Origin of the sequence: Streptomyces sp. TN58 (genome assembly GCF_001941845.1) — a bacterium.
Classification (GTDB): domain Bacteria; phylum Actinomycetota; class Actinomycetes; order Streptomycetales; family Streptomycetaceae; genus Streptomyces.
In genome coordinates this window covers 5064166-5088559 of record NZ_CP018870.1, presented here as the reverse complement: position 1 = coordinate 5088559, position 24394 = coordinate 5064166, and the positions used below count along the sequence as shown (strand labels likewise).

Genomic DNA, 24394 nt, shown 5'->3' with positions numbered 1-24394 from the left:
CCGATGTGCCTGGTCCGCGCGCAGTCTAGTCTGAGCGGGCCGCGCCAGGGGAGGCCGTGGCCGAGAGCACGATGGGGGCTTGTGTTGCGTGATCTTCCGTCCTTCACGCTGGCCGGGTACGACAAGGGGCGCGGGCTGCTGACGCAGGCGCTCTGGTTCGCCGTGATGAACACGCTCTTCACGGCCTGGTTCTGTCCCGCCCGGCTGCGGGTGGCCCTGTTGCGGGCCTTCGGGGCGCAGATCGGCGAGGGGGTGCTGATCCGGCACCGGGTCCGCGTGCTGTGGCCGTGGAAGCTCACCGTCGGCGACCACGCCTGGATCGGCGAGGGCGTCTGGGTGCTGAACCTGGAGCCGGTGACGATCGGTTCGCACGTGTGCCTCTCGCAGGAGGCGATGCTGTGCACCGGCTCGCACGACCACCGGGCCGCCGACTTCCGCTACCGCAACGCCCCGATCACCGTCGAGGACGGCGCCTGGGTGGCGGTACGGGCGACCGTGCTGGCCGGGGTGACCGTCGGCCGGTGCGCCGTCGCCGGCGCGGGAGCCGTCGTGCACAAGGACCTGCCGGAACTGACCCTGCAGACGCAGGACGGGCGGCGCCGCCCGGTGGAGGAGCCCAAGTGAGTGCCGCGATGAGAGTCCTGCACGCCGTCACCCTGCACTCCCCCTCGCACGCCTTCGGCGGGCCGGTGCGGGTCGCGCTGAACCTGTCGAAGGGGCTGCGGGCCCGCGGCCACGAGGCGCGGCTGCTCGCCCTGGGCGAGGGCTTCGACGAGTGGCCGTCCTCCGTGGAGGGCGTACCGGCGAAGCTGTTCCCCGCCCGCCGGCTGCTGCCGCTCGGCTTCAGCGGGATGACCTCTCCGGCCCTGCTGGCCTCGGCGGGACGCCTGGTGCGCGAGGCCGACGTGGTGCACGTCCACCTGGCGCGTGACCTGGTGACCCTGCCCGTGGCGCTGGCGGCGCTGCGCGCGGGCAAGCCGCTGGTCCTCCAGACCCACGGCATGGTGGACCCGAGCGGGAGGCTCCTGGCGAAGGTGCTGGACGCGGTGGCGGTACGCCGGCTGCTGCGCGGCGCCGACGCTCTGCTGTATCTGACCCCGCACGAGCGGGAGGGCCTGGACGCCGTGGTCGGCGCACCGCTGGCGAACACGGTCCGGCTGGTCAACGGGACCCCGGCGCAGGAGGAGCGGCCCGCGCCGCAGGGGTCGCCGCGCATCCTGTACTCCGCGCGCCTGCAGGCCCGCAAGCGGCCGGTGGACTTCGTGGACGCGGCCCCGGCGGTGCTCGCGGAGCACCCGGACGCGCACTTCGTCGTCGCGGGCCCGGACGAGGGCGAACTGGGGGCCGTACGCGCCCGGATCGGGGAGCTGGGCCTGACGGACCGGTTCACGGTGCCCGGGGCGCTGTCCAGCGCGCAGGTGCTGGCGGAGCTGCGCCGGGCCCACGTCTACGTCCTGCCGTCCGTGGACGAGCCGTTCCCCATGTCCGTGCTGGAAGCCCTCGCCGTGGGCGTCCCGTCGGTGGTGACGCACTCCAACGGCCTGGCACGGGACATCGCGAAGGCCGGGGCCGGCCTCGCGGTCGACCCCGGTCCGGCGGGGGTCGCCGCGGCGGTCCTGGACCTGCTCGACCCGGAGGCGGGCCGCGAGGCCTCGCTCGCGGCGCGGAAGCTGGCCGCCGGCTCCTTCTCCATGGACGCCGTCCTCGACACGCTGCTGCCGGTGTACGAGGCCGCGCTGCGCGGGTGAGGCCCCCGCATCAGGTGCGCCCTGGGGTCAGATGACGTCCCGGCGGTGTTCCTCCACCACGGGGATCGCGCCCGCCGCCCTGCGCCGCTTGTAGATGCTGGTGTAGACGGCGAGGCCGATCCCGCCCACCGCCATCATGATCAGGCCGACCAGGTCGAGGTTGACGCTCTCCATCTCCCAGTCGCTGGCGAAGGTGAGGATGGCGCCCACCACGATCAGGCCTATGCATCCGCCGATGCCCATGGGTCCGCCTTCCGGTGTGGTGACTGTGACCGCGCGGCTACCCGGGTACCGGGAACGAAAACGCCCCGCGGGGCCGGAAGTCCGGTCCTGCGGGGCGTTTTCGCGACCGCGGCGCAGCGCGGTACGGGTGTTACGCGGGGATCCAGGCGTAGCAGCCGGAGGAGTTGAACTCCGCGGTGCCCGCCGGGATGGCGGCCGTGATCTTGTCGCCGGCCTTGGGCGGGGTCTCGGGGCCCGACGCGAGGACCGCGCCGTCCTTGCCCTTGGCCTCCCAGGTGCAGTTCGTGGCCTGGGTCAGCGCCCGGTAGTTGCCGGCGGCGGGCGACTGGCGGGGCCCCTCGGGGAAGCCCTTCTCCGCCGCGGCGAGGACCGGCTTCTGGTCCGGGCACAGGTGGGTGATCGCGTCCTTGGCGCCCGCGATCTCCCCGGTGATGACGGCGCCGGTCGCCGCGTCCTTGTCGCGCTTCGCCGTGCGCGCCACCCGCTGACAGGCCTCCTGGCCGGTCTGCAGGACGGCCGCCGGGTCCGTCTTCTCCGGGACGCGCCCGCTCAGGTACTTCTTCTCCTCCGCCGTGAAGCTGCCCGTCTTGGGAGTGATCTTGGCGTCGGGCAGGACCGGGCCGGTCGGCTTGGCGTCGGCGGCGGGCGCCGACGGGTCCGGGGTGTCCGCCGGGTCGGGGGCCGACGACGAGGCCGGCGGCTTCGCCTTGGCGTCTGCGTCGGCGTCGTCCCCGCCCGAACTGCAGGCGGTCAGCGTCAGGGCGGCGGCGAGCAGAACGGCGGCCGCTGCGGAGCGTCGGTACATCGGATGGCTCCCGTACTCAAAAGGATCTGCACAGGAATGCGGGGCCCGGCCACGCAGCCGGGCCCCGCATCCGTCAGGCGGTTGCTTCGGTGGTGCTACTTCGCCCCGAAGGTGAGGACCAGCTGCGGAGTGCCCTCCGCGGCGGTGGCCTCGGAGGACCAGAGCCACAGCGGGTCGCTGCCGTTGCTCGTCAGGCCCAGGCCGTAGCTGCTGCCCAGCACCGCGCTGACCGCGGCGGTGTCCAGCTCGACGTTGTGCACGGCCGAGCCGTCCGGTACGCCCGCGATGGTGCCGAGCGGGGTGGCGCCGAGAGCGGGCTTGGTCTTGAACGTCGTACCCGCACCGGTCCAGGCGCCGGTGACCGGGACCACGGAGACGGTGTCGGCGGTGCCGGCGCCCGTCTGCGTGGTGGTCTTGAACTGCAGCGAGGCGGACTTCAGGACCTGGCCGGCCGGGGCGGCCGGCAGGTTGAAGCGCATGTACGTCTCGTACAGCGATCCGCTGCCGCGCACGGCGAGGGAGGTGGACGTGCCGTAGGCGGTGCTCGGGGCGCCCTGGTTGATGTAGGTGTCCTCGGTCGTCTTCACCGCGGAGACCGTGTCGGTGGGCGCCTTGGCCAGGTCGAAGTGGTTCTTGACCTGGGCCTGGGTGAGCGCCGTCGGGTACACGGCGGTCTCGTCGAGCTGACCCGCGAAGAAGTTGCTCGTCGGACGGGTCGGCCAGCCGGAGAGGTTGTCGCCGCCCGCGTGCCAGTAGCCCGCGTAGGTGCCGTTGCTGGTGGCGTTCAGGGTGCCCTTGTTCTGGCCGTCGACGTACAGCGTGATGCCGCCGGGACCCTGGGTGCCGACCACGTGGTGCCACTTGTTGTCGTTGTACGTCTCGAACAGGCCGGTGGAGACCGTGCGGGCCGAGCCGTTGTAGACGCCGAACACCAGACGGCCGGTGTTGGTCATGTAGATGTGGCGGTCGTGCGAACCGCTGTTGCGGGTGGTGTTGTTGCCGAAGCCGATGAGCTTGCCGCCGCGCGTGGTGTTCGTCTTGAACCACGTCTCGATGGTGAAGGTGTTGCCGACCGACTGGCGGCGGTCGCTGTGCACCTTCTGGCTGGTGCCGTTGAAGCCCATGGCGTTGCTGCCGGGGACCGCGCCGGGGGACTGCTTCAGGGCGGGGGCGTTGACCTGGACACCGCTGCGGTTGCCGGACACCGAGGAGTCGGCGGCGTACGGGCTGACCACGTCGTCGTAGCGCCAGTACAGCTCGGCGCCGTCGGTACGGACCTGGTTCGGGTAGGACTGGACCGAGGTCGGGACGCTCACCGAGGCGGTCGCCGACAGGGCGCTGGTGTTGCCGGCGGCGTCGGTCGCGGTCACCCGGTAGGTGTACGACTGGCCGGCCTTGACGGTGGTGTCGTTCCAGGAGGCCTGCGGGCGCTCCCACTCCAGCGAGCCGGCGGTGACGGTGGCGGCCGGGGTGGCCGAGCCGTTGCGGTAGATGCGGTACGTCAGCTTGCTGTCGTCCGCGTCGTAGCTCGTACGCCAGCGGACCTGGACCTCGCCCGGCTTGACGCTGGAGGCGCTGGCCACCGGGGTGGTCGGGGCGCCGACGTCGCCGGTGGAGGCGAAGCGGGTCAGGGCCTGCTGCGCCTTGCCGTTGATGAGGGTGAACTCGCCGCCGACCCACATGTACTTGACGTCGTTCTTCTCGGCCACGGCCATCACGCGCGGGCCGATGCCCTCGCCGAGGCCGTCGTTGGCCGTGGGGTGCCAGCCGAGCTTGCCCGGGCCGCGCACGAACCCGTCCACGGGCGCGGGGGCGGCGCCTTCGTGGTTGGTCGGCTGGGCCAGCAGGAAGTGCCGCTTGCCGTCGGGGAACTCCAGCTCGGTGGAGCAGTCGTGCGCGTGCGAGGAGCTGTAGAGGACGCCCTCGTACGGCAGGACGAACTGGGTGGCGCCGAGGCAGCGGTCACGCCACTTCTCGGTGAAGTCGCTCAGGCGCAGGCCGATGCGGCCGTCGAAGACGCCGCCGCCGGAGCCCTCGTTGCCCGTGTAGAAGCCCGTGTCGTCGGTGGAGATGTCCTTGACGACCGAGTTCGACGGGATGTTGGTGTAGGTCTTCTTCACGGCGCCGGACGCGGCGTCGACGACGGCCAGCGCGTGGCTGTTGGCGTTGTTGACCGTGAAGAAGTCGCCGCCGAGGAGCACGTTCTTGCCGTCGGGGGTGACCTCGATCGCCCGGCCCGGCTCGTCGGCGTTGGCCTTGAAGGGCTTGAGCGCACCCGAGGACGCGTCCACGGCGGCGAACCGCTCGCGGCTCTGGCCCTCGACGGTGGTGAAGTCGCCGGCCGCGTAGAGGGTGTCGTCCGTGACGGCGAGTCCGCGCACCGTGGCGGGGAAGCCGGGGTGGAAGGCGGCCTTGGGGGTGCAGCTCGCGATGTCGATCGCCGCGACACTGGAGACCGGCGTGCCGTTGACAGCGCCGAAGTAGCCGCCCGCGTAGAGGGTCTTCTTGTCCTTCGAGACGACCAGGGTGCGCACCGTCGCGGTGCCCTCGCCGATGGTGAAGGCGAGCTTGCAGGAGGTCGGCTTGCCCGTCGCGGCGTCGAGCGCGACGAAGTTCACGGCTTCCTGCTCGGCACCCGCCACGCCCTCGGGCGGGCGGACGGCGGAGAAGGTGCCGCCCGCGAAGACGGTGCCTTCGGCCTGGGCCATCGCCCAGACGATGCCGTCGGGCTGCCAGGTGGGCAGTTCGTCGGCGGTGAATGCCACCGGTGCCGTGATGGCGGACGCCTGAGGCATCAACACCAGGCCTATACCGGTGCCCGCACCGGCCAGTGACAGTACGAGGGCGGCAGTCAGCCCTCTGGATCTACGCATGAGCCCCCCAGGGCAATCGCCCGGTTTGATGGCTGGAACTATCCGAACAGCCATATGTATCTGGCGCAGACTAGGGCTCACGCGGGGGCCTGGTCACCTCCCTTGACCCATTGCATACCAACTTGGAATCAAAGGTTCAGCATGGAGGGTGCACTAGGGACATACGGCACGTTTACCCCGGCCACACTGGCGCAGAACCGCCTGCATGACCGGAACACGGCAAATCGTAGGGGAAATATAAGCCCTCAGCGATCGATACGGACCGTCACGCCCGCCAGTTGGTCCTCCACCTGGCGAATGTCGGCGTCCACCATGATCTGGGCGAGTTCCTCGACCAGGACGGACGGCTTCCAGCCAAGCAGGTCATGGGCCTTGGAGGCGTCGCCGATGAGGGCGTCGACCTCGCTGGGGCGCTCGTACTTGGCGTCGTAGCGGACGTGCTCGGTCCAGTCGAGGCCGGCGTGCGAGAAGGACGACTCGACGAACTCGCGGACCGTGGCGGCCACACCGGTGGCGACGACGTAGTCGGTGGGCTCGTCCTGCTGCAGCATCCGCCACATGGCGTCGACGTACTCGGGGGCGTAGCCCCAGTCGCGCACCGCGTCGAGGTTGCCGAGGTAGAGGTGGTCCTGCAGGCCGGCCTTGATGCGGGCGACCGCGCGGGTGATCTTGCGGGTCACGAAGGTCTCGCCGCGGCGCGGGGACTCGTGGTTGAAGAGGATCCCGTTGACGGCGAACATGTCGTACGCCTCGCGGTAGTTCACCGTGGTCCAGTACGCGAACACCTTCGCCGCGCCGTACGGGCTGCGCGGGTGGAAGGGGGTCTGCTCGTTCTGCGGCGGCGGGGTGGACCCGAACATCTCGGAGGACGAGGCCTGGTAGATACGGGTGTCGACACCGCTGGCCCGGATGGCCTCCAGCAGCCGCAGCGCGCCGAGGCCGGTCACGTCACCCGTGTAGAGGGGGGCGTCGAAGGAGACGCGGACGTGGGACTGCGCGCCGAGGTTGTAGACCTCGTCGGGGCGTATGTCGCGGAGCAGGTTCACGAGCGCGACGCCGTCGGAGAGGTCGGCGTGGTGCAGGACGAAGGAGCGGTTCGCGGTCTGCGGGTCCTGGTAGATGTGGTCGACCCGCTCAGTGTTGAAGCTGGAGGACCGCCGCACGAGACCGTGCACCGTGTAGCCCTTGGAGAGCAGGAGCTCGGCGAGGTACGAGCCGTCCTGTCCGGTGACTCCGGTGATCAGTGCGGTCTTGCCCATGGGGTCCCCTTGTTGGTGGTTGCTGTGTGTCGTGGTGAGGCGTTGCCTCGGGGCGGGTGAGTGAGCCCTGCGGGACGGCGTGAGGAGCGGTCGGGCCGCGGCCCGGGGGCTGGATGCGTACCGTACACGGCCGGCCCTGCGCACCCCCCGCTGGGCGCCCACCCCCTGCGGGGCGCACGCCGCTTGATGGTGCGGACGCCGCCCGGCGCTGCCGCGGTTCCGGAGCCGGCGCCACCGGCCGCGTCGAGTGCCGACTCCCGGGCCTCGGCCGTGAGGTCTGCCGGTTCCGGGGCGGCGCCGGCGGGGCGGCCCCGGGCCGTGAACCACTGCGACCCGCGCCCGAGCGGACTGGCATCATCGGCGGTATGACAAGTTCGCTGCCGCTTCTGCCCCCGAACGCCCGTGTCTTCGTCGCGGGCCACCGCGGCCTCGTGGGGTCCGCGGTCGCCCGCCGGCTCACCGCCGACGGCCACCAGGTGCTCACCCGGGGCCGTGCCGACCTCGACCTGCGAGACGCCGCGGCCACCGGGGCGTACCTGAAGGACGTCCGTCCGGACGCCGTCGTGCTGGCCGCCGCCAAGGTCGGCGGCATCATGGCCAACAGCACGTACCCGGTGCAGTTCCTGGAGGAGAACCTGCAGATCCAGCTCAGCGTGATCGGCGGCGCCCACGCCGCCGGCGTGGGCCGGCTGCTGTTCCTCGGTTCGTCCTGCATCTACCCGAAGCTGGCGCCGCAGCCGATCCACGAGGACGCCCTGCTGACCGGCCCGCTGGAGCCGACCAACGAGGCCTACGCCCTCGCGAAGATCGCCGGCATCGTCCAGGTGCAGTCGTACCGCAAGCAGTACGGGGCCTCCTACATCTCGGCGATGCCGACGAACCTCTACGGGCCGGGGGACAACTTCGACCTGGAGTCCTCGCACGTCCTGCCCGCGCTCATCCGGCGCTTCCACGAGGCCGCCGCCGAGGGCCGCGAGGAGGTCACCCTGTGGGGATCCGGCACCCCGCGGCGGGAGTTCCTGCACGTGGACGACCTGGCCGCGGCCTGCGCGGTGTTGCTGAACACCTATGACGGCGACGAGCCGGTCAACATCGGCTGCGGCGAGGACCTGACGATCCGGGAGCTCGCGGAGACGGTCGCCGAAGTGACCGGCTTCCGGGGCCGGCTCGCCTGGGACACCTCCAAGCCCGACGGGACGCCGCGCAAGCTGCTGGACGTCGGCCGCCTGACCTCGCTCGGCTGGAAGCCCGGCATCCCGCTGCGGGAGGGCATCGCCTCCACGTACGCGTGGTGGCGCGAGCAGAGCTGATCGCACAGGCGGCCTCGGCCCTCAGTAGGCTCCGCGACCGTCGACGACGGCGCGGAGCGTACGGCCCATCACGTCGACGTCACTGGTGAAGGACCAGTTGTCGACGTACTGCAGATCCAGCTGGATCGTTTCGTCCCAGGACAGGTCCGACCTGCCGCTGATCTGCCACAGTCCCGTCATCCCGGGGCGCACGGTCAGCCGGCGCAGCTCGACCTCGTCGTACCGGGCCACCTCGTCCGGCAGCGGCGGACGCGGGCCGACCAGCGACATGTCGCCGAGCAGTACGTTGACCAGCTGCGGCAGTTCGTCCAGGGAGGTGCGGCGCAGCAGCCGGCCCACCCGGGTGACCCGGGGGTCGCGCCGCATCTTGAACATCAGGCCGTCGTTCTCGTTGGCCCCGGCCAGTTCGGCCTTGCGGGCGTCGGCGTCCACCACCATCGTGCGGAACTTCCACATGACGAAGGGGACCCCGTCGCGGCCGATGCGCCGCTGGCGGTAGAAGGCGGGGCCGCGCGAGCCGAGGCGGATGGCGAGCACGAGCCCGAGGAAGAGCGGGGAGAGCAGCACCAGCCCGACGGCGGCGCCCACCCGGTCCAGGGCCGACTTGAGCAGCGTCTGCACACCGCGGCTGACCGGCGGCGCGACGCGCAGGACGGCGAGTCCGCCGGCGGACAGGGTCTCCAGCCGCTTGACGGAGACCTCCACCAGCCCCGGGAAGACGGCGAGTTCCAGACGGGCGTCGTGCAGGGCCCAGGCGATGCGGCGCAGCCGCTCTCCCGTGATCCGTACCCCGGGGGCCACCAGCACCAGGTCGGCGTGGTGGCTGAGGACCGCGCCGAGCACGGCGGCGGAGTCGACGCCGGGGGCCTCGGGGGCGTCGGCGCCGAGCCGTGCGGCCACGGGGACGCCGCTGGCGAGCGGGCCCGTGCCGACGGGGACGACGCCGACGACCACGTACGGGTGGTCGGTGCGGGCGGCGAGGTGCGCGATGACGTCCTCGGCCGCGTCGGGTTCCCCTATGACGAGTACGCGGCTCACGGCCTGGGCCTCGCGGCGGGCGGCCGAGAGGTGACGGTAGGTCAGCTTGTGGCAGGCGATCGTGATCAGCAGGGCGGGCAGCAGGGCTCCGAGGGCGGACAGCCGGGGCGTGTCCTCCTCGGTCACCACGCGCGCCACGGCCAGGACGCCGATCAGAATCAGCCAGTCGTGGAGGACCGGCAGCACTCCGCGGGACTCTCCGAGGGCCCGGGTGGCGTACCGGCGGCGCAACGCCTGTATGCCGGTCCACGCCACGGCGGCGGCCAGCGCGCAGTAGACGGGCCGGACCTGCTGGGCGGCGTCGAAGACGAGTCCGACGGGGACGGCTGCGCCGAGGAAGTCGGCGGCTATCGCGGCCGGTCGGTACCAGCCGGCCTTGTCCCCGAGGCGCCGTGCGGGCACCAGGGACTCATGGGCCGCCCTGGCCACTCTTTGCGCAGGAAAATGAACATGCCTCATGGGCCCCCCTGGCACGTGGTCTATGACAAAGGCAAGTGTCCATGGCTTCCCCTGGCAACAGACACTGCCGCACCGGCAAACAGTACGACAAACACCCGTGCGGTAATCGCCGTTTCGGTCAACCGAGCCCCATGTTGCGCAAGTGTTAGCAACCGGTAGCTGACGTTCCGAATCCTGGGCGCCCTTCCGCGCACGCGAAGGCGAAGGGTCCGGATAGCGGATACGCATCTTCGGACAACGAACCGTTTCCGGCCAACCTTTTGACGCGGCCCTGACATCCAACGCGCCAAGTGGCAATCTTCGACCGTTCATCGCACCGCACCTGCTCTGCCCGGAGGCCCACCCAGCCATCCGGAACCCCCCTTGCAGAAGGAGTCTGCGTTGAGGTCCACCCCCCAGAGGCGTGCCACCGCGGCGGGCGCGCTCGTTGCCGCGGCAGCCCTGCTCGCCGTAGGTATACAGACCGGAACCGCCACCGCCGACGCCACCGCGTCACAGGCACCCAAGGCCGCCCAGTCCAATCCGGGCGCGGCCAACCGCGTACTCAGCGCATCGGAGCGTGCGACGCTCCTCGCCGAGGCCAACTCGACCACCGCGCAGGCCGCCAAGGCGCTCGGCCTCGGCAGTGGCGAGAAGCTCATCGTCCGTGACGTCGTCCAGGATGCGGACGGCACCACGCACACCACGTACGAGCGGACCTACGACGGCCTGCCCGTCCTCGGTGGCGACCTGACCGTTCACGCCAAGAACGGCGTCACCAAGAGCGTGACGAAGGCCACCCACCACGAGATCAAGGTCGCGACCACCGAGGCCTCGGTCACCCCGGCCGCCGCCGAGAGCCAGGCCGTCTCCGCCGCCAACGCCGAGGGCTCCAAGGAGGCCAAGGCCTCCAAGAACGCCCGCAAGGTGATCTGGGCGGCCGAGGGCGCTCCGCGGCTCGCGTTCGAGACGGTCGTCGGCGGACTCCAGCACGACGGCACTCCGAACGAGCTGCACGTGGTGACCGACGCCAAGACCGGCGCCAAGATCACCGAGTGGCAGGCCGTCGAGACCGGCACCGGCAACACGATGTACAGCGGCCAGGTGACCCTGGGGACCACGCAGTCGGGCAGCAGCTGGAACCTGACCGACGCCGCGCGCGGCAACCACAAGACCTACAACCTCAACCGCGGATCCTCCGGCACCGGCACGCTCTTCTCCGGCCCGGACGATGTCTGGGGCAACGGCCTGCCGTCCAACATGGAGACGGCCGGCGGTGACGCCCACTACGGCGCCGCGGTCACGTGGGACTACTTCAAGAACGTGCACGGCCGCAACGGTCTGCGCAACGACGGCGTCGCCCCGTACAGCCGGGTCCACTACGGCAACAACTACGTGAACGCCTTCTGGCAGGACTCCTGCTTCTGCATGACGTACGGCGACGGCGAGGGCAACAGCAAGCCCCTCACCTCCACCGACGTGGCCGCGCACGAGATGACCCACGGTCTGACCTCGGTCACCGGCAACATGACCTACAGCGGTGAGCCCGGCGGTCTGAACGAGGCCACCTCCGACATCATGGCGGCCGCGGTCGAGTTCTACGCCAACAACGCCCAGGACGTCGGCGACTACCTGGTCGGCGAGAAGATCGACATCAACGGCGACGGCACCCCGCTGCGCTACATGGACAAGCCGAGCAAGGACGGCGCGTCCAAGGACGCCTGGTACTCGGGCATCGGCTCGATCGACGTGCACTACTCCTCGGGCCCGGCCAACCACTGGTACTACCTGGCCTCCGAGGGCTCCGGCGCCAAGGTCGTCAACGGCGTGAGCTACGACTCGCCGACCTCCGACGGCCTCCCGGTCACGGCGATCGGCCGCGACGCCGCCTCGAAGATCTGGTTCCGCGCGCTGACCACCGGCCTGTTCAAGTCGAACACCAACTACGCGGCCGCCCGTACGGCGACCCTGCAGGCGGCGGCCGACCTGTACGGCGCCGGCTCGACCACCTACAACAACGCGGCGAACGCCTGGGCGGCCATCAACGTCGGCCCGCGCATCGTCAGCGGCGTCTCGGTCACCCCGATCGCCAATCAGAACACGCAGATCAACACCGCCGTGAGCCTGCAGGTCCAGGCCACCAGCACCAACCCGGGTGCGCTGAGCTACGCGGCGACCGGCCTGCCGGCCGGCCTGTCGATCAACTCCTCGACCGGTCTGATCTCCGGTACGGCCACCACCGCGGGCACGTCCAACGTGACCGTCACCGTGACCGACTCGCAGAGCAAGACCGGCACGGCGTCCTTCACCTGGACCGTCGGCACCGGCCAGCAGAACGTCTTCGAGAACACGGCCGACTACCAGATCAAGGACAACGCCACGGTCGAGTCCCCGATCAACGTGACCCGCTCGGGCAACGCCCCGAGCACGCTGAAGGTGGACGTCAACATCGTCCACACCTACGTCGGTGACCTGGTCGTCGACCTGGTCGCCCCCGACGGCAGCGTGTACAACCTGCGCAACCGCAGCGGCGGCAGCGCGGACAACATCGTCCAGACCTTCACGGTGAACGCCTCCTCCGAGGTCGCGAGCGGCACCTGGAAGCTCCGCGTCAGGGACGCGGCCTACCTGGACACCGGCTACATCAACAGCTGGAAGCTCACCTTCTGACCCCTCGGGGCAGCACGGGCCACAGCCGAAGCAGATGAAGCGAAAACCGATGGTCAGCTGAACAGCTGAACAGACACGGGGCCGCCCGGGAGAAGACCTCCCCGGGCGGCCCTGTCCCATGGACGGACTAGCGCAGCAGTACCCCGCCGCCGCCCTCCGCGGCCGCCGGAGCCGCGACCAGGCCCAGTTCGGCCGGGGTCGCCAGCAGCGGATGCGTCGGCAGGATGCGGACCGTGTAGCCGAACGGTCCCGTGCGGTCGAGCGCGAGCGGCCCCTCGTACACCCAGCGGCCCTCCATGTCGGGACCGGCGGACGGCTTGAGCGGGAAGGTCCGCGCGTCCCGGATCACGTCCTGCGGGTCGACCCGGCCCGCGACCGCCTGCACCTCCACGTCCTCGGGCGCGAGGGAGTCCAGGGACACCTGCACGCGCAGCGTGAGGGTGGCCCCCAGCTCGGCGGTGCCGTTCACGGGAGCCGCGGCCAGCGCCTCCACGTGCTCGACGCCGACCCGCGGCCACGCCGCACGGACCCGGCCCTTCCACCAGGCGAGGTCCCGCGCCGCGTCGGCGGTCAGGGCGCGGTGGGCGAGCGCGGCCGGCGCGTACAGCCGCTCCACGTACTCGCGCACCATCCGTCCGGCCAGGACCTTCGGCCCCAGCGACACCAGTGTGCGCCGGACCATCTCGATCCACCGCACCGGGAGTCCGGCGCGCCCCGCCCGGTCGTAGAACCGGGGCGCGACCCGCCCCTCGATCAACTCGTAGAGGGCGTTCGCCTCCAGGTGGTCGCGGCGGTCCTCGTCCGCGCCGAGCCCGTCGGCGGTGGGGATGGCCCAGCCGAAGTCCGGCTCGAACCACTCGTCCCACCAGCCGTCCAGGACGGAGAGGTTGAGGCAGCCGTTCAGCGCGGCCTTCATCCCGCTCGTGCCGCACGCCTCCAGCGGGCGCAGCGGGTTGTTCAGCCAGACGTCGCAGCCCGGGTAGAGCTTCTGTGCCATGGCCATGCCGTAGTCGGGCAGGAAGACGATGCGGTGGCGCACCCGCGGGTCGTCCGCGAAGCGCACCAGCTCCTGCACGAGCCGCTTCCCGCCGTCGTCGGCCGGGTGCGCCTTGCCCGCCACGACGATCTGCACGGGCCGCTCCGGGTCCAGCAGCAGCCTGCGCAGCCGGTCCGGGTCGCGCAGCATCAGCGTCAGCCGTTTGTACGAGGGCACGCGCCGGGCGAAGCCGATGGTCAGCACGTCCGGGTCGAGTACGGAGTCCACCCAGCCCAGTTCGGCGGCGGCGGCCCCGCGCTGGAGCCAGGAGGCCCGCAGCCGGTCCCGTACCTCCTGCACCAGCTGCTCGCGCAGCACCCGCCGCACGTCCCACACGTCCTGGTCGGGGATCTCGGCGACCGCGTCCCAGCGCCGGGACCCGCCGACCGACAGGGCGTCCTCGGTGCGGCCCGCGCCGATCTGGCGGGCGCCGAGCCGGACGACCTCGGGGGCCACCCAGGTCGGGGCGTGCACGCCGTTGGTCACGGAGGTGATGGGCACGTCGGCCGGGTCGAAGCCGGGCCACAGCCCGGCGAACATCTCCCGGCTGACCGCGCCGTGCAGGGTGGACACGCCGTTGGCCCGCTGGGCCAGCCGCAGCCCCATCACCGCCATGTTGAACACCCCGGGGTCGCCGCCGGGGAAGGACTCGGCGCCCAGTTCCAGGATCCGCTCGACCGGTACGCCGGCCAGCTCGCCGCCCTCGCCGAAGTGCCGGGCGACCAGGCTCCGCTCGAAGCGGTCGATGCCCGCCGGGACGGGCGTGTGCGTGGTGAACACGGTCCCGGCGCGCACCGCCTCGACGGCGGCGTCGAAGCCGAGGCCGCGCTCCCGCTCCAGTTCCCTCATGCGCTCAAGGCCCAGGAATCCGGCGTGGCCCTCGTTGGTGTGGAAGACCTCGGGCTCGGGGTGGCCGGTGATCCCGCAGTACGCGCGCACCGCGCGCACGCCGCCGATGCCGAGCAGCATCTCCTGCAGGAGCCGGTGGTCGCTGCCGCCGCCGTAGAGCCGGTCGGTCACCTCGCGGGCCGCGGCGTCGTTGTCCTCGACGTCGGAGTCCAGGAGCAGCAGGGGTACGCGCCCGACGCGCGCCTGCCAGATGTGGGCGTTCAGGGCGCGGCCGCCGGGCAGGGTCAGCGAGACGCGGGCGGGGGCGCCGTCGTCCTGGCGGAGCAGGCCGAGCGGGAGTTCGTTGGGGTCGAGGACGGGATAGTGCTCCTGCTGCCAGCCGTCGCGGGAGAGCGACTGGCGGAAGTAGCCGTGCCGGTAGAGGAGTCCCACGCCGATGAGCGGGACCCCGAGGTCGCTGGCGGCCTTGAGGTGGTCCCCGGCGAGGATGCCGAGGCCGCCGGAGTACTGGGGCAGGGCGGCGGTGATCCCGAATTCGGGGGAGAAGTAGGCGATGGCGGTGGGCAGTTCCGCGCCGTTCTCCTGGCTCTGGTACCACCTCCCGCCGTTGACGTAGTCATCGAGGTCGGCGGCGGCGACGGCCAGGCGCCGCAGGAAGCGGCGGTCCGCGGCCAGTGCCTCAAGCCTGGCGGCGGAGACCGTGCCGAGCAGCCGGACGGGATCCCCGCAGGCGGCCTGCCAGCCCTCGGGGTCGACGGATTGGAAGAGTTCGCGGGTCTCGGCATGCCACGACCAGCGCAGGTTGCGCGCGAGATCGGTCAGTGGCAGCAGGGGTTCCGGGAGGACGGGGCGCACGGTGAATCGACGGATAGCCTTCACACGTTCCACCTTCGCAGGGGATTGCGGATCGGAGCGGCCGCACCACGCTGTGCACCCGCGCATCACCCCGGGAAGGCTAGTGCGGTGACGGCCGGCGGGGCGCTCCTTCCCGCGAAACCTGCCCGGCACGCCCCCGGGGGATCATCTTCGGCCAGATCTCCCAAGCCCCCCTGCACCAGCGGTCACTCCCGCCCCGCGACGGGGTGAGCGGTCGTCTGCCGTACCCCCGCGCGGGTGGTTCTCGCGGGGCTCCGGAGGCCGGTGTGACCGGTGATTCGGGCTTCTAGGTCACCTAGTCCCAGCCGACTTGACGGAGCCCGGCCGGATGTCGAGCGGAGGCTTGGTGTTGCCCGTGCGACTACGTACGAGTAGTTAACCAAGTGCGCGGATTGGGCGGGAGGAGAGTGGGAAGGGCTCCCCGGGTACACGTCGTACACCCCCGGCGCGCCCGCCCACAAACCCTCTCCCCGCCACCCGAGTGAACGCGGACAGGAGCGGCCATGCCCGCAGCCCAGCCGTCTCTTGAGCGGCTAGAAACAGAGCGAACAGAGCGTGCACTACCAGTCGTGACACCGGCTGGACTGTTGTCACCGAGCCCTGCGAACTGCCCCCAGGTGATCCCATCATGATCGGTCGCATTCCCGTGCTGGACGTCCGCCCCGCCGTCGACTGCGGCGCCAGACCCGCCAAGGCGGTCGTGGACGAGGTCTTCGAGATCTCCGCCACCGTGTTCCGCGAAGGACACGACGCCCTCTCCGCCCACGTCGTCCTGCGTGATCCGAAGGGGCGGCTGCGGCCCCCTGTGCCGATGCGCGAGCTCGCTCCCGGCACCGACCGGTGGGGTGCCCGGGTGTCCACCGACGCCGAGGGGAGGTGGACGTACACCGTCGAGGCGTGGAGCGACCCGTTGGGCACCTGGCGGGCCCATGCCGCGATCAAGATCCCCGCCGGGATCGACACCGGGCTGGTGCTGCTGGAGGGTGCGGAGCTCTACGAGCGGGCCGGGGCCCGGATCCCCAAGCGCGACGGCCGCGAGGCCGTCATGGCCGCCGCCGAGATCATGCGGGACGAGGACCGGCCGGCCGCCGACCGGTACGAGGCCGCTCTCGCCCCCGCCGTGTCCGCCGCACTGGCCCGGCGCCCGCTGCGGGAGCTGGTCACCGCCTCCAAGCCGCTGCCCGTGGTCGTCGAGCGCAGGCGGGCCCTCTTCGGCTCCTGGTACGAGATGTTCCCGCGCTCCGAGGGAGCGGTGCTGGAGCCCGGCGAGGCCCCGGTCAGCGGCACCTTCCGGACCGCCGCCGAGCGGCTGCCCGCGATCGCCGCGATGGGCTTCGACGTGGTGTACCTGCCGCCCATCCACCCGATCGGCAGCACCTACCGCAAGGGTCCGAACAACACGCTCTCCGCGGGGAGTTGGGATCCGGGTGTGCCGTGGGCCATCGGGTCCACCGAGGGCGGGCACGAGGCGGTCCACCCGGAGCTGGGCACCATCGAGGACTTCGACGCCTTCGTCGCGCGCGCCCGCGACCTGCAGCTGGAGATCGCGCTGGACTTCGCCCTCCAGTGCTCCCCCGACCACCCGTGGGTGGAGAAGCACCCGGAGTGGTTCCGCCACCGCGCCGACGGGACGATCGCGTACGCCGAGAACCCGCCGAAGAAGTACCAGGACATCTACCCGGTCCACTTCGACACCGACATGGCCGGCATCGTCGAGGAGACCTGCCGGATCCTGCGGCACTGGATGGACCACGGGGTGCGCATCTTCCGGGTCGACAATCCGCACACCAAGCCGGTGGTCTTCTGGCAGAAGGTGATCGCGGACATCAACAAGTCCGACCCGGACGTGATCTTCCTGGCGGAGGCCTTCACCCGGCCGGCGATGATGCGCGCGCTCGCCTCCGTCGGCTTCCAGCAGTCGTACACGTACTTCACCTGGCGCAACACGAAGGCCGAGCTGACGGAGTACCTGACCGAGCTGTCGTCCACCGCGTCCGCCTCGGTGATGCGGCCGAACTTCTTCGTCAACACGCCCGACATCCTCCACGAGTACCTGCAGAAGGGCGGCCGTCCCGCCTTCGAGGTCCGTGCCGTCCTCGCCGCCACCATGTCGCCCACCTGGGGGATCTACTCCGGCTACGAGCTGTGCGAGAACACCCCGGTGCGTGAGGGCAGCGAGGAGTACCTGAACTCCGAGAAGTACGAGTTCCGGCCGCGGGACTGGGCCGCCGCCGACCGCGAGGGCCGCACCATCGCCCCGCTGATCACCGCCCTGAACCGGCTGCGCCGGCGCAATCCCGCACTCCAGCAGCTGCGGGACATCCACTTCCACTCGACCGACAACGAACAGGTGATCGCCTATTCGAAGCACGCGGGCGCCAATTCCGTACTGGTGGTCGTCAACCTCGATCCGCACCACACCCAGGAGGCGACGGTCTCGTTGGACATGCCGGTACTCGGCCTCGACTGGCACGGGTCCCTCGCGGTGCGCGACGAGCTCACCGGCGAGACCTATCACTGGGGCAGGGCGAACTACGTGCGCCTAGAGCCGGGCCGCACGCCCGCGCACGTTCTGGCCGCTCTGCGACCGTCCCCGCCCACCGGAGGGTCACCCACCACATGATGATCAACGACCCCGTCCACGACACCTTCGAGGACACCCCCGCCAAGGACCGCGATCCCGACTGGTTCAAGCGGGCCGTCTTCTACGAGGTCCTCGTCCGCTCCTTCCACGACAGCAACGGCGACGGCGTCGGGGACCTCAAGGGCCTCACCGCCAAACTGGACTACCTCCAGTGGCTCGGCGTCGACTGCCTGTGGCTGCCGCCGTTCTTCGCCTCCCCCCTGCGCGACGGGGGCTACGACGTCTCCGACTACACCTCGGTGTTGCCCGAGTTCGGCGACCTCGCCGACTTCGTGGAGTTCGTGGACGCCGCGCACACCCGCGGCATGCGGGTGATCATCGACTTCGTCATGAACCACACCAGCGACCAGCACGAGTGGTTCCAGCAGTCGCGCAAGGACCCGGAGGGTCCGTACGGCGACTACTACATGTGGGCCGACAACGACAAGCAGTACCAGGACGCCCGGATCATCTTCGTCGACACCGAGACCTCGAACTGGACGTACGACCCGGTCCGCAAGCAGTACTACTGGCACCGCTTCTTCTCCCACCAGCCGGACCTCAACTTCGAGAACCCGGCCGTCCAGGAGGAGATCATCTCCGCCCTGCGGTTCTGGCTGGACCTCGGCATCGACGGCTTCCGCCTCGACGCCGTGCCCTACCTGTACGCCGAGGAGGGCACCAACTGCGAGAACCTCCCGCGCACCCACCAGCTGCTGAAGAGGGTCCGGGCCGAGATCGACGCCCACTACCCGGACACGGTGCTGCTCGCCGAGGCGAACCAGTGGCCCGAGGACGTCGTCGACTACTTCGGGGACTTCGCCAAGGGCGGCGACGAGTGCCACATGGCCTTCCACTTCCCCGTCATGCCGCGCATCTTCATGGCGGTGCGAAGAGAGTCGCGCTACCCGGTCTCCGAGATCCTGGCCAAGACCCCGGCCATCCCGAAGAACTGCCAGTGGGGCATCTTCCTGCGCAACCACGACGAGCTCACCCTCGAAATGGTCACGGACGAAGAGCGCGACTACATGTACGCCGAGTACGCCAAGGACCCGCGGATGCGGGCCAACATCGGCATCCGGCGCCGCCTCGCCCCGCTCCTGGACAACGACCGCAACCAGATGGAGCTGTTCACGGCCCTGCTGCTGTCGCTGCCCGGCTCGCCGGTCCTCTACTACGGCGACGAGATCGGCATGGGCGACAACATCTGGCTGGGCGACCGCGACGGCGTCCGCACCCCCATGCAGTGGACCCCGGACCGCAACGCCGGTTTCTCCTCGTGCGATCCGGGCAGGCTGAACCTGCCGGTCATCATGGACCCGGTCCACGGGTACCAGGTCACCAACGTCGAGGCGGCCATGGCGTCGCCCTCCTCGCTGCTGCACTGGACCCGCCGGCTGATCGAGATCCGCAAGGCGAACCCGGCCTTCGGCCTCGGCTCGTACACCGAACTGCAGTCGTCCAACCCGGCGGTGCTCGCGTTCCTGCGCGAGTACGGCGACGACCTGGTGCTGTGCGTGCACAACTTCTCGCGCTTCGCGCAGCCCACCGAGCTGGAACTGCAGTCGTTCAACGGGCGGGTTCCGGTGGAGCTCACCGGTGACGTGCGCTTCCCGCCGATCGGCGAGTGGCCCTACCTGCTGACCCTGGCGGGGCACGGCTTCTACTGGTTCCGGCTGCGTGCCGAACAGCGCGGAGACCGCCGCGTGAAGTAGCCGCACGGCGGTTCACGGGCGAGTGAGTCGAAGGGGCGCGCCTGGGGAACAGGTCCGAACGCGCGGAGGAATCGCGAGGTACGAGCGATTCCGAGCACGTAGGGGCCTGTGAGCCAGGCAAAACGGCGCCCCGGAGGCGAACCGAGCCCGCAAAAGAGGGGCGGGCGGCTCGAATGGGTCAATCGCCCGCCCCTGTACGGATCATCCTGACCCGACACTCGCACATGCCGGAGAAGCAACTGCCGCGCATCCGGGACACTCTGCGCATTCTGTGACGGCCCGGGGAAAGGACGCGACGCCATGTCGGAGGCTGCATCCGCCCGGAGCCGGCTCACTGCCGACCGGGCCGCCGGGATCGCCCCGCTGGAACCGATGCTGCGGGCCTGGCTGCCCGCACAGCGCTGGTTCGCGGGCAAGGGGCGGGCCATCAGCAGACTCACGACCGTCTCGGCGGCCGACCTGCTGCCCCCCGGCTCCACCCCGGGACTGCTGCACGTGCTCCTCGACGTGGACGGGGACTGCTACCAGCTGCTGCTGGGCATCCGCCCGTCCCTGCCGCCCGCACTCGCACCGACCCTGATCGGGCACGCCGAGGAGGGGCCGTACGCCGGCCGGGCGGTCTACGAGGCGCTGGGCGACCCGCGGCTCGCGGCGATGCTGTTGGAGAGGCTGCGCTCCCCCGGCGCGCTCGGGCCGCTGCGCTTCGACCGGGACCCCGCCACGCCCATCCCGGCAGGACTCACTCCCCGGCCGCTGTCCGGGGAGCAGACGAACTCGTCCCTGATCTACGGAGATTCGTTCATCCTGAAGGTCTTCCGCCGGGTCGGCCCCGGCGTCAACCCGGACCTCGAACTGCCCCGGGCGCTGGCCGCCGCCGGCTGCACCCGGGTGCCGGCGCCGGTCGCCTGGTACGAGGCCGAGCCGCCCGGCGGTGAACCGCTGACCCTGGGGGTGCTCCAGCCGTACCTGCGCGGCTCCGACGACGGCTGGCAGCTCGCGCTGCGCCGGCTCGGCGCCGGTGAGGACTTCACCGCCGAGGCGCACGCGCTCGGCCGGGCCACCGCCGAGGTGCACAGCGCGCTCGCCTCGGCCCTGCCCACCGTCGCGCTCGACCCGGAGCAGACCGCCCGGCTGGCCGCCGGGATGACGGCGCGGCTGGCGGCCACCGCCCGGGAGGTGGCGGCGCTGCGGCCCTACGAGGCCGGGCTGCGGGGTGCCTTCGACGCGCTGGCCGCCTCCCGCGGGACGGGCGTGGCGGCCCAGCGCATCCACGGCGACCTCCATCTGGGTCAGACCCTGCGCACCCTCGACGGCAGCTGGTCGTTGATCGACTTCGAGGGCGAGCCGGCCCGGCCGCTGGCCGACCGGCGCCGTCCCGAACCGGCGGTGCGCGACATCGCCGGGATACTGCGCTCCTTCGACTACGCCGCCCGCTCGCACCGGCCGTTCGCCCCCGCCTGGGCGGACGACTGCCGGGCGGCCTTCTGCGAGGGCTACGCCCGTACCACCGGCCGTGACCCGCGCGAGGATCCCGTACTGCTGCGGGCGTACGAGACCGACAAGGCGGTGTACGAGGCCCGTTACGAGTCCCGGCACCGTCCCGACTGGCTGCACGTCCCGATGGCCGCGATCCGGCGGCTCTCGGAGCCCGCGCGGCCCGCCCACCGCATGCCGCCGACCCCGCCCGCCCTCTCCCCCCATCCGCACCCGCACCCGAAGCCCCCGAGGAGGCCGCTCGCGTGAGCGCCGCACGACAGCCGTCACCGACCGTCCGCGACGATGCCGCAGCCGCCCCGGCGGCGGCCGAGAAGCCCCGTACCCCCCGGGCCCGCCGTGCCGCCCCCGCGCACGGGGTCCGGCCCGCTCCGGCACTGGGCGCCGGGGAACGGGCCCGGCTGCTGGAGGGCCGCCACCACGACCCGCACGCGGTGCTGGGCGCGCGCACCCAGCGCGGCGGGGTGGCCTTCCGGGCGCTGCGCCCCCACGCCAAGGCGGTCACGGTCATCGCCAAGGGGCTGCGGGCCGAGCTCCACGACGACGGCGACGGGCTGTTCTCCGGGCTGCTGCCGCTGACCGCGGTGCCGGACTACCGGCTGCTGGTGGCGTACGAGGGCACCGAGATCGAGGTCCACGACCCCTACCGGTTCCTGCCCGCCCTCGGCGAGCTGGACCTGCACCTGATCGGCGAGGGCCGCCACGAGCAGCTGTGGACGGCGCTCGGCGCGCAGCCGATGGAGCACCAGGGCGTGGCGGGCACCCGGTTCACGGTGTGGGCGCCCAACGCGCAGGGGGTGCGGGTCACCGGGGACTTCTCGTACTGGGACGCCGTCGCCCATCCGATGCGCTCGCTCGGCGCGAGCGGCGTCTGGGAGCTGTTCCTGCCGGGGGTGGGCGCCGGCACGCTCTACAAGTACGACATCGCGCGTCCGGACGGCAGCCACACGCTGCGCGCCGACCCGATGGCCCGGGCGGCGGAGGTCCCGCCGGCGACCGCCTCGGTGGTCACGGCGTCGGAGTACGAGTGGCAGGACGCGGAGTGGATGGAGCGGCGCGGCGCCCGGCCCGTGCACCAGGCTCCCTTCTCGGTCTACGAGGTGCACCTGGCCTCCTGGCGTCCGGGGCTCTCCTACCGGCAGCTCGCCGAGCAGCTCCCCGCGTACGTCAAGGAGCTGGGCTTCACGCACGTGGAGATGATGCCGGTCGCCGAGCACCCCTTCGGTGGCTCGTGGGGTTACCAGGTGACCGGCTTCTACGCGCCGACCTCGCGGATGGGCACGCCGGACGACTTCCGCTTCCTGGTGGACTCGCTGCACCGGGCCGGGATCGGCGTGATCGTCGACTGGGTGCCGGCGCACTTCCCGCGGGACGAGTGGGCGCTCGCGGAGTTCGACGGGCGGCCGCTGTACGAGCACCATGACCCGCGGCGGGCCGCGCATCCGGACTGGGGGACGCTGGAGTTCGACTACGGGCGCAAGGAGGTCCGCAACTTCCTCGTCGCCAACGCCGTGTACTGGTGCGAGGAGTTCCACGTGGACGGGCTGCGCGTGGACGCGGTGGCCTCGATGCTCTACCTGGACTACTCGCGGGGTGAGGGCGAGTGGGCGCCCAACGAGCACGGCGGCCGGGAGAACCTGGACGCGGTGTCGTTCCTGCAGGAGATGAACGCCACCGTGTACCGGCGCTGCCCGGGGGTGGTGACCATCGCGGAGGAGTCCACCGCCTGGAACGGCGTCACCCGGCCGACGGACGGCGGCGGGCTGGGCTTCGGTCTGAAGTGGAACATGGGCTGGATGCACGACACCCTGCGCTACATGTCGAAGGAGCCGGTGCACCGCAAGTACCACCACCACGACATGACCTTCGGGATGATCTACGCCTTCAGCGAGAACTACGTGCTGCCGATCTCGCACGACGAGGTGGTGCACGGCAAGCGCGCGCTGGTGTCGAAGATCCCGGGTGGCGACTGGTGGCAGCAGCGGGCCTCGCACCGGGCGTACCTGGGCTTCATGTGGGCCCACCCGGGCAAGCAGCTGCTGTTCATGGGGCAGGAGTTCGCGCAGGGATCGGAGTGGTCGGAGAGCCACGGGCCGGACTGGTGGCTGCTCGACTCCTCCTACCCGGCGGCCGGCGACCACCGGGGCGTGCGCGACCTGGTGCGCGACCTGAACCGCGCCTACGCGGCGACTCCGGCGCTGTGGGAGCGCGACACCGTGCCGGAGGGCTTCGCCTGGGTGGAGGCGGACGCGGCGGAGGACAACGTCTTCGCCTTCCTGCGGTACGCGCAGGACGGCTCCCAGCTCCTGGCGGTGTCGAACTTCTCGCCCGTGGTCCGGCACGGCTACCGGATCGGAGTGCCGGAGGAGGTGCCGCAGTGGCGTGAGGTCCTCAACACCGACCGGGAGGTTTACGGCGGCAGCGGAGTGCACCACGGGCAGCCGCTGCGGTCCGAGCCGGTGCCGGCGCAGGGCCGCCCGGCCAGCCTGCGGCTGACGCTGCCGCCGCTGGCGACGATCTGGCTCAGGCCGTAGGCGCCGGGGCGAGCTGGTCCTCCAGTTCCTGGAGGAGGCGGCGCTTGGGCCGGGCGCCGACCATCTGGCGGACGGGTTCGCCGTCGCGGAAGACGAGCAGGGTCGGCATGGACAGCACCCCGTACCGGGTCACGGTCGCGGGGTTGCGGTCCGCGTCGATCTGCACGACCTTCAGGCGGTGGGACTCCTCGGCGGCGATCGCGGACAGCACCGGGGCGAGCTGGCGGCAGGGGCCGCACCACTGCGCCGTGAACTCGACGAGGACGGGCCTGCCGCGCTCGGCGAGTACCTCGGCCGCGAAGTCCGCGTCGGTCACCTCGGCCACCGCGTGGGTGTGCGCCATGTCGTTCTCTCCTTCTGCCGTTTCTTCCGTGGGGTCAGGGCGTCATCTCGCAGCGCGGGGCGGCGGCCTCGCCGGCCGCCTCCTCGGCGCCGGCGAGCTGCCGCGCGACGTGGTCCCGTACGTCTGCGAGCCGGCCGATCAGGTCGTCCAGCTCGGCGAGCTTGCGCCGGTAGACGGCGAGGGAGGCCGGGCAGGAGTCCCCTGCCGGGTGGCCGGCCCGCAGGCACTCCAGGAACGGCCGGGTCTCTTCGAGTTCGAAGCCGAAGTCCTGGAGGGTGCGGATCTCCCGCAGCAGCCGCAGGTCGTCCTCGTCGTAGGTCCGGTGTCCGTTGTCCGCACGCCGCGCGGGCAGCAGCCCGCGCGCCTCGTAGTACCTGAGCGTCCGGGTGCTGGTCCCGGCCCTTCTCGCCAGTTCGCCGATGCGCATGGCCCGACGGTATGGGTTGACGCCGACGTCAAGGCAAGGGGTGCGCGGGGCGGGGCCCTCGCCACCCCCGTATGCGAGGGCCCCACAGGAACCACGTACGGGAGGGGGTTCCG

General features: G+C 71.4%; 16 protein-coding genes. 8 read left to right on the top strand and 8 right to left on the bottom strand.

Going from position 1 to position 24394, the window contains the following annotated elements; all coding sequences use genetic code 11:
* Positions 1-84: 84 nt before the first annotated feature.
* Together BSL84_RS23305 and BSL84_RS23300 are read left to right on the top strand one after the other, a co-directional pair.
* Positions 85-624: a WcaF family extracellular polysaccharide biosynthesis acetyltransferase gene (locus BSL84_RS23305; protein ID WP_030026050.1), complete on the top strand. Its 540-nt coding sequence runs from the start codon at positions 85-87 to the stop codon at positions 622-624.
* Between the two features lie 8 nt (positions 625-632).
* Positions 633-1748, top strand: coding sequence for a glycosyltransferase (locus tag BSL84_RS23300; RefSeq protein ID WP_075971051.1), 1116 nt, complete (start codon positions 633-635; stop codon positions 1746-1748).
* Between the two features lie 27 nt (positions 1749-1775).
* Here the strand turns inward: BSL84_RS23300 and BSL84_RS23295 are convergent, their stop codons facing one another.
* The 4 genes from BSL84_RS23295 to gmd form a co-directional block, all read right to left on the bottom strand.
* Positions 1776-1991, bottom strand: coding sequence for a DUF6458 family protein (locus tag BSL84_RS23295; RefSeq protein ID WP_030026053.1), 216 nt, complete (start codon positions 1989-1991; stop codon positions 1776-1778).
* Between the two features lie 130 nt (positions 1992-2121).
* Entirely contained in the window at positions 2122-2796 is a 675-nt protein-coding gene (locus BSL84_RS23290) for a hypothetical protein (RefSeq protein ID WP_045321229.1), read from the bottom strand.
* 95 nt (positions 2797-2891) lie between these two features.
* Positions 2892-5669, bottom strand: coding sequence for a DNRLRE domain-containing protein (locus tag BSL84_RS23285; protein WP_075971050.1), 2778 nt, complete (start codon positions 5667-5669; stop codon positions 2892-2894).
* A gap of 245 nt (positions 5670-5914) precedes the next feature.
* A complete protein-coding gene (gene gmd / locus BSL84_RS23280; RefSeq protein WP_030026059.1) occupies positions 5915-6928 on the bottom strand; it encodes a GDP-mannose 4,6-dehydratase in 1014 nt (337 codons plus the stop codon).
* Between the two features lie 365 nt (positions 6929-7293).
* Between gmd and BSL84_RS23275 the strand changes: the two genes are divergently transcribed.
* A complete protein-coding gene (locus tag BSL84_RS23275; RefSeq protein WP_075971049.1) occupies positions 7294-8238 on the top strand; it encodes a GDP-L-fucose synthase family protein in 945 nt (314 codons plus the stop codon).
* A gap of 21 nt (positions 8239-8259) precedes the next feature.
* Here BSL84_RS23275 and BSL84_RS23270 read toward each other — a convergent pair whose 3' ends face one another.
* Entirely contained in the window at positions 8260-9735 is a 1476-nt protein-coding gene (locus BSL84_RS23270; RefSeq protein WP_079273271.1) for a sugar transferase, read from the bottom strand.
* A 381-nt stretch (positions 9736-10116) separates the two neighbouring features.
* On the opposite strand from BSL84_RS23270, the gene BSL84_RS23265 reads away from it, so the two are divergent.
* Complete coding sequence (locus BSL84_RS23265; RefSeq protein ID WP_075971047.1) at positions 10117-12384, top strand: M4 family metallopeptidase; 2268 nt, start codon at positions 10117-10119, stop codon at positions 12382-12384.
* A gap of 127 nt (positions 12385-12511) precedes the next feature.
* Here the strand turns inward: BSL84_RS23265 and glgP are convergent, their stop codons facing one another.
* Positions 12512-15148: an alpha-glucan family phosphorylase gene (glgP, locus tag BSL84_RS23260; protein WP_075971046.1), complete on the bottom strand. Its 2637-nt coding sequence runs from the start codon at positions 15146-15148 to the stop codon at positions 12512-12514.
* Positions 15149-15773: 625 nt separating this feature from the next.
* Between glgP and BSL84_RS23255 the strand changes: the two genes are divergently transcribed.
* The 4 genes from BSL84_RS23255 (at position 15774) to glgB (ending at position 23511) form a co-directional block, all read left to right on the top strand.
* A complete protein-coding gene (locus tag BSL84_RS23255) occupies positions 15774-17768 on the top strand; it encodes an alpha-1,4-glucan--maltose-1-phosphate maltosyltransferase (protein ID WP_045321225.1) in 1995 nt (664 codons plus the stop codon).
* Positions 17765-19483 carry a maltose alpha-D-glucosyltransferase gene (treS, locus tag BSL84_RS23250; RefSeq protein WP_030026068.1) on the top strand — a complete coding sequence of 573 codons (1719 nt, stop codon included), beginning with the start codon at positions 17765-17767 and terminating at the stop codon, positions 19481-19483. The genes BSL84_RS23255 and treS overlap by 4 nt, the downstream gene beginning before the upstream one ends.
* Positions 19484-19783: 300 nt before the next feature.
* A complete protein-coding gene (locus BSL84_RS23245; protein ID WP_075971045.1) occupies positions 19784-21226 on the top strand; it encodes a maltokinase N-terminal cap-like domain-containing protein in 1443 nt (480 codons plus the stop codon).
* Complete coding sequence (gene glgB, locus BSL84_RS23240; protein ID WP_075971044.1) at positions 21223-23511, top strand: 1,4-alpha-glucan branching enzyme; 2289 nt, start codon at positions 21223-21225, stop codon at positions 23509-23511. Before BSL84_RS23245 ends, glgB begins: the two co-directional genes overlap by 4 nt.
* On the opposite strand, the gene trxA is transcribed toward glgB, so the two are convergent.
* Complete coding sequence (trxA, locus tag BSL84_RS23235; protein ID WP_075971043.1) at positions 23501-23854, bottom strand: thioredoxin; 354 nt, start codon at positions 23852-23854, stop codon at positions 23501-23503. The genes glgB and trxA overlap by 11 nt on opposite strands.
* 34 nt (positions 23855-23888) lie before the next feature.
* Entirely contained in the window at positions 23889-24281 is a 393-nt protein-coding gene (locus BSL84_RS23230; protein WP_045321223.1) for a MerR family transcriptional regulator, read from the bottom strand.
* Between the last annotated feature and the right edge of the window lie 113 nt (positions 24282-24394).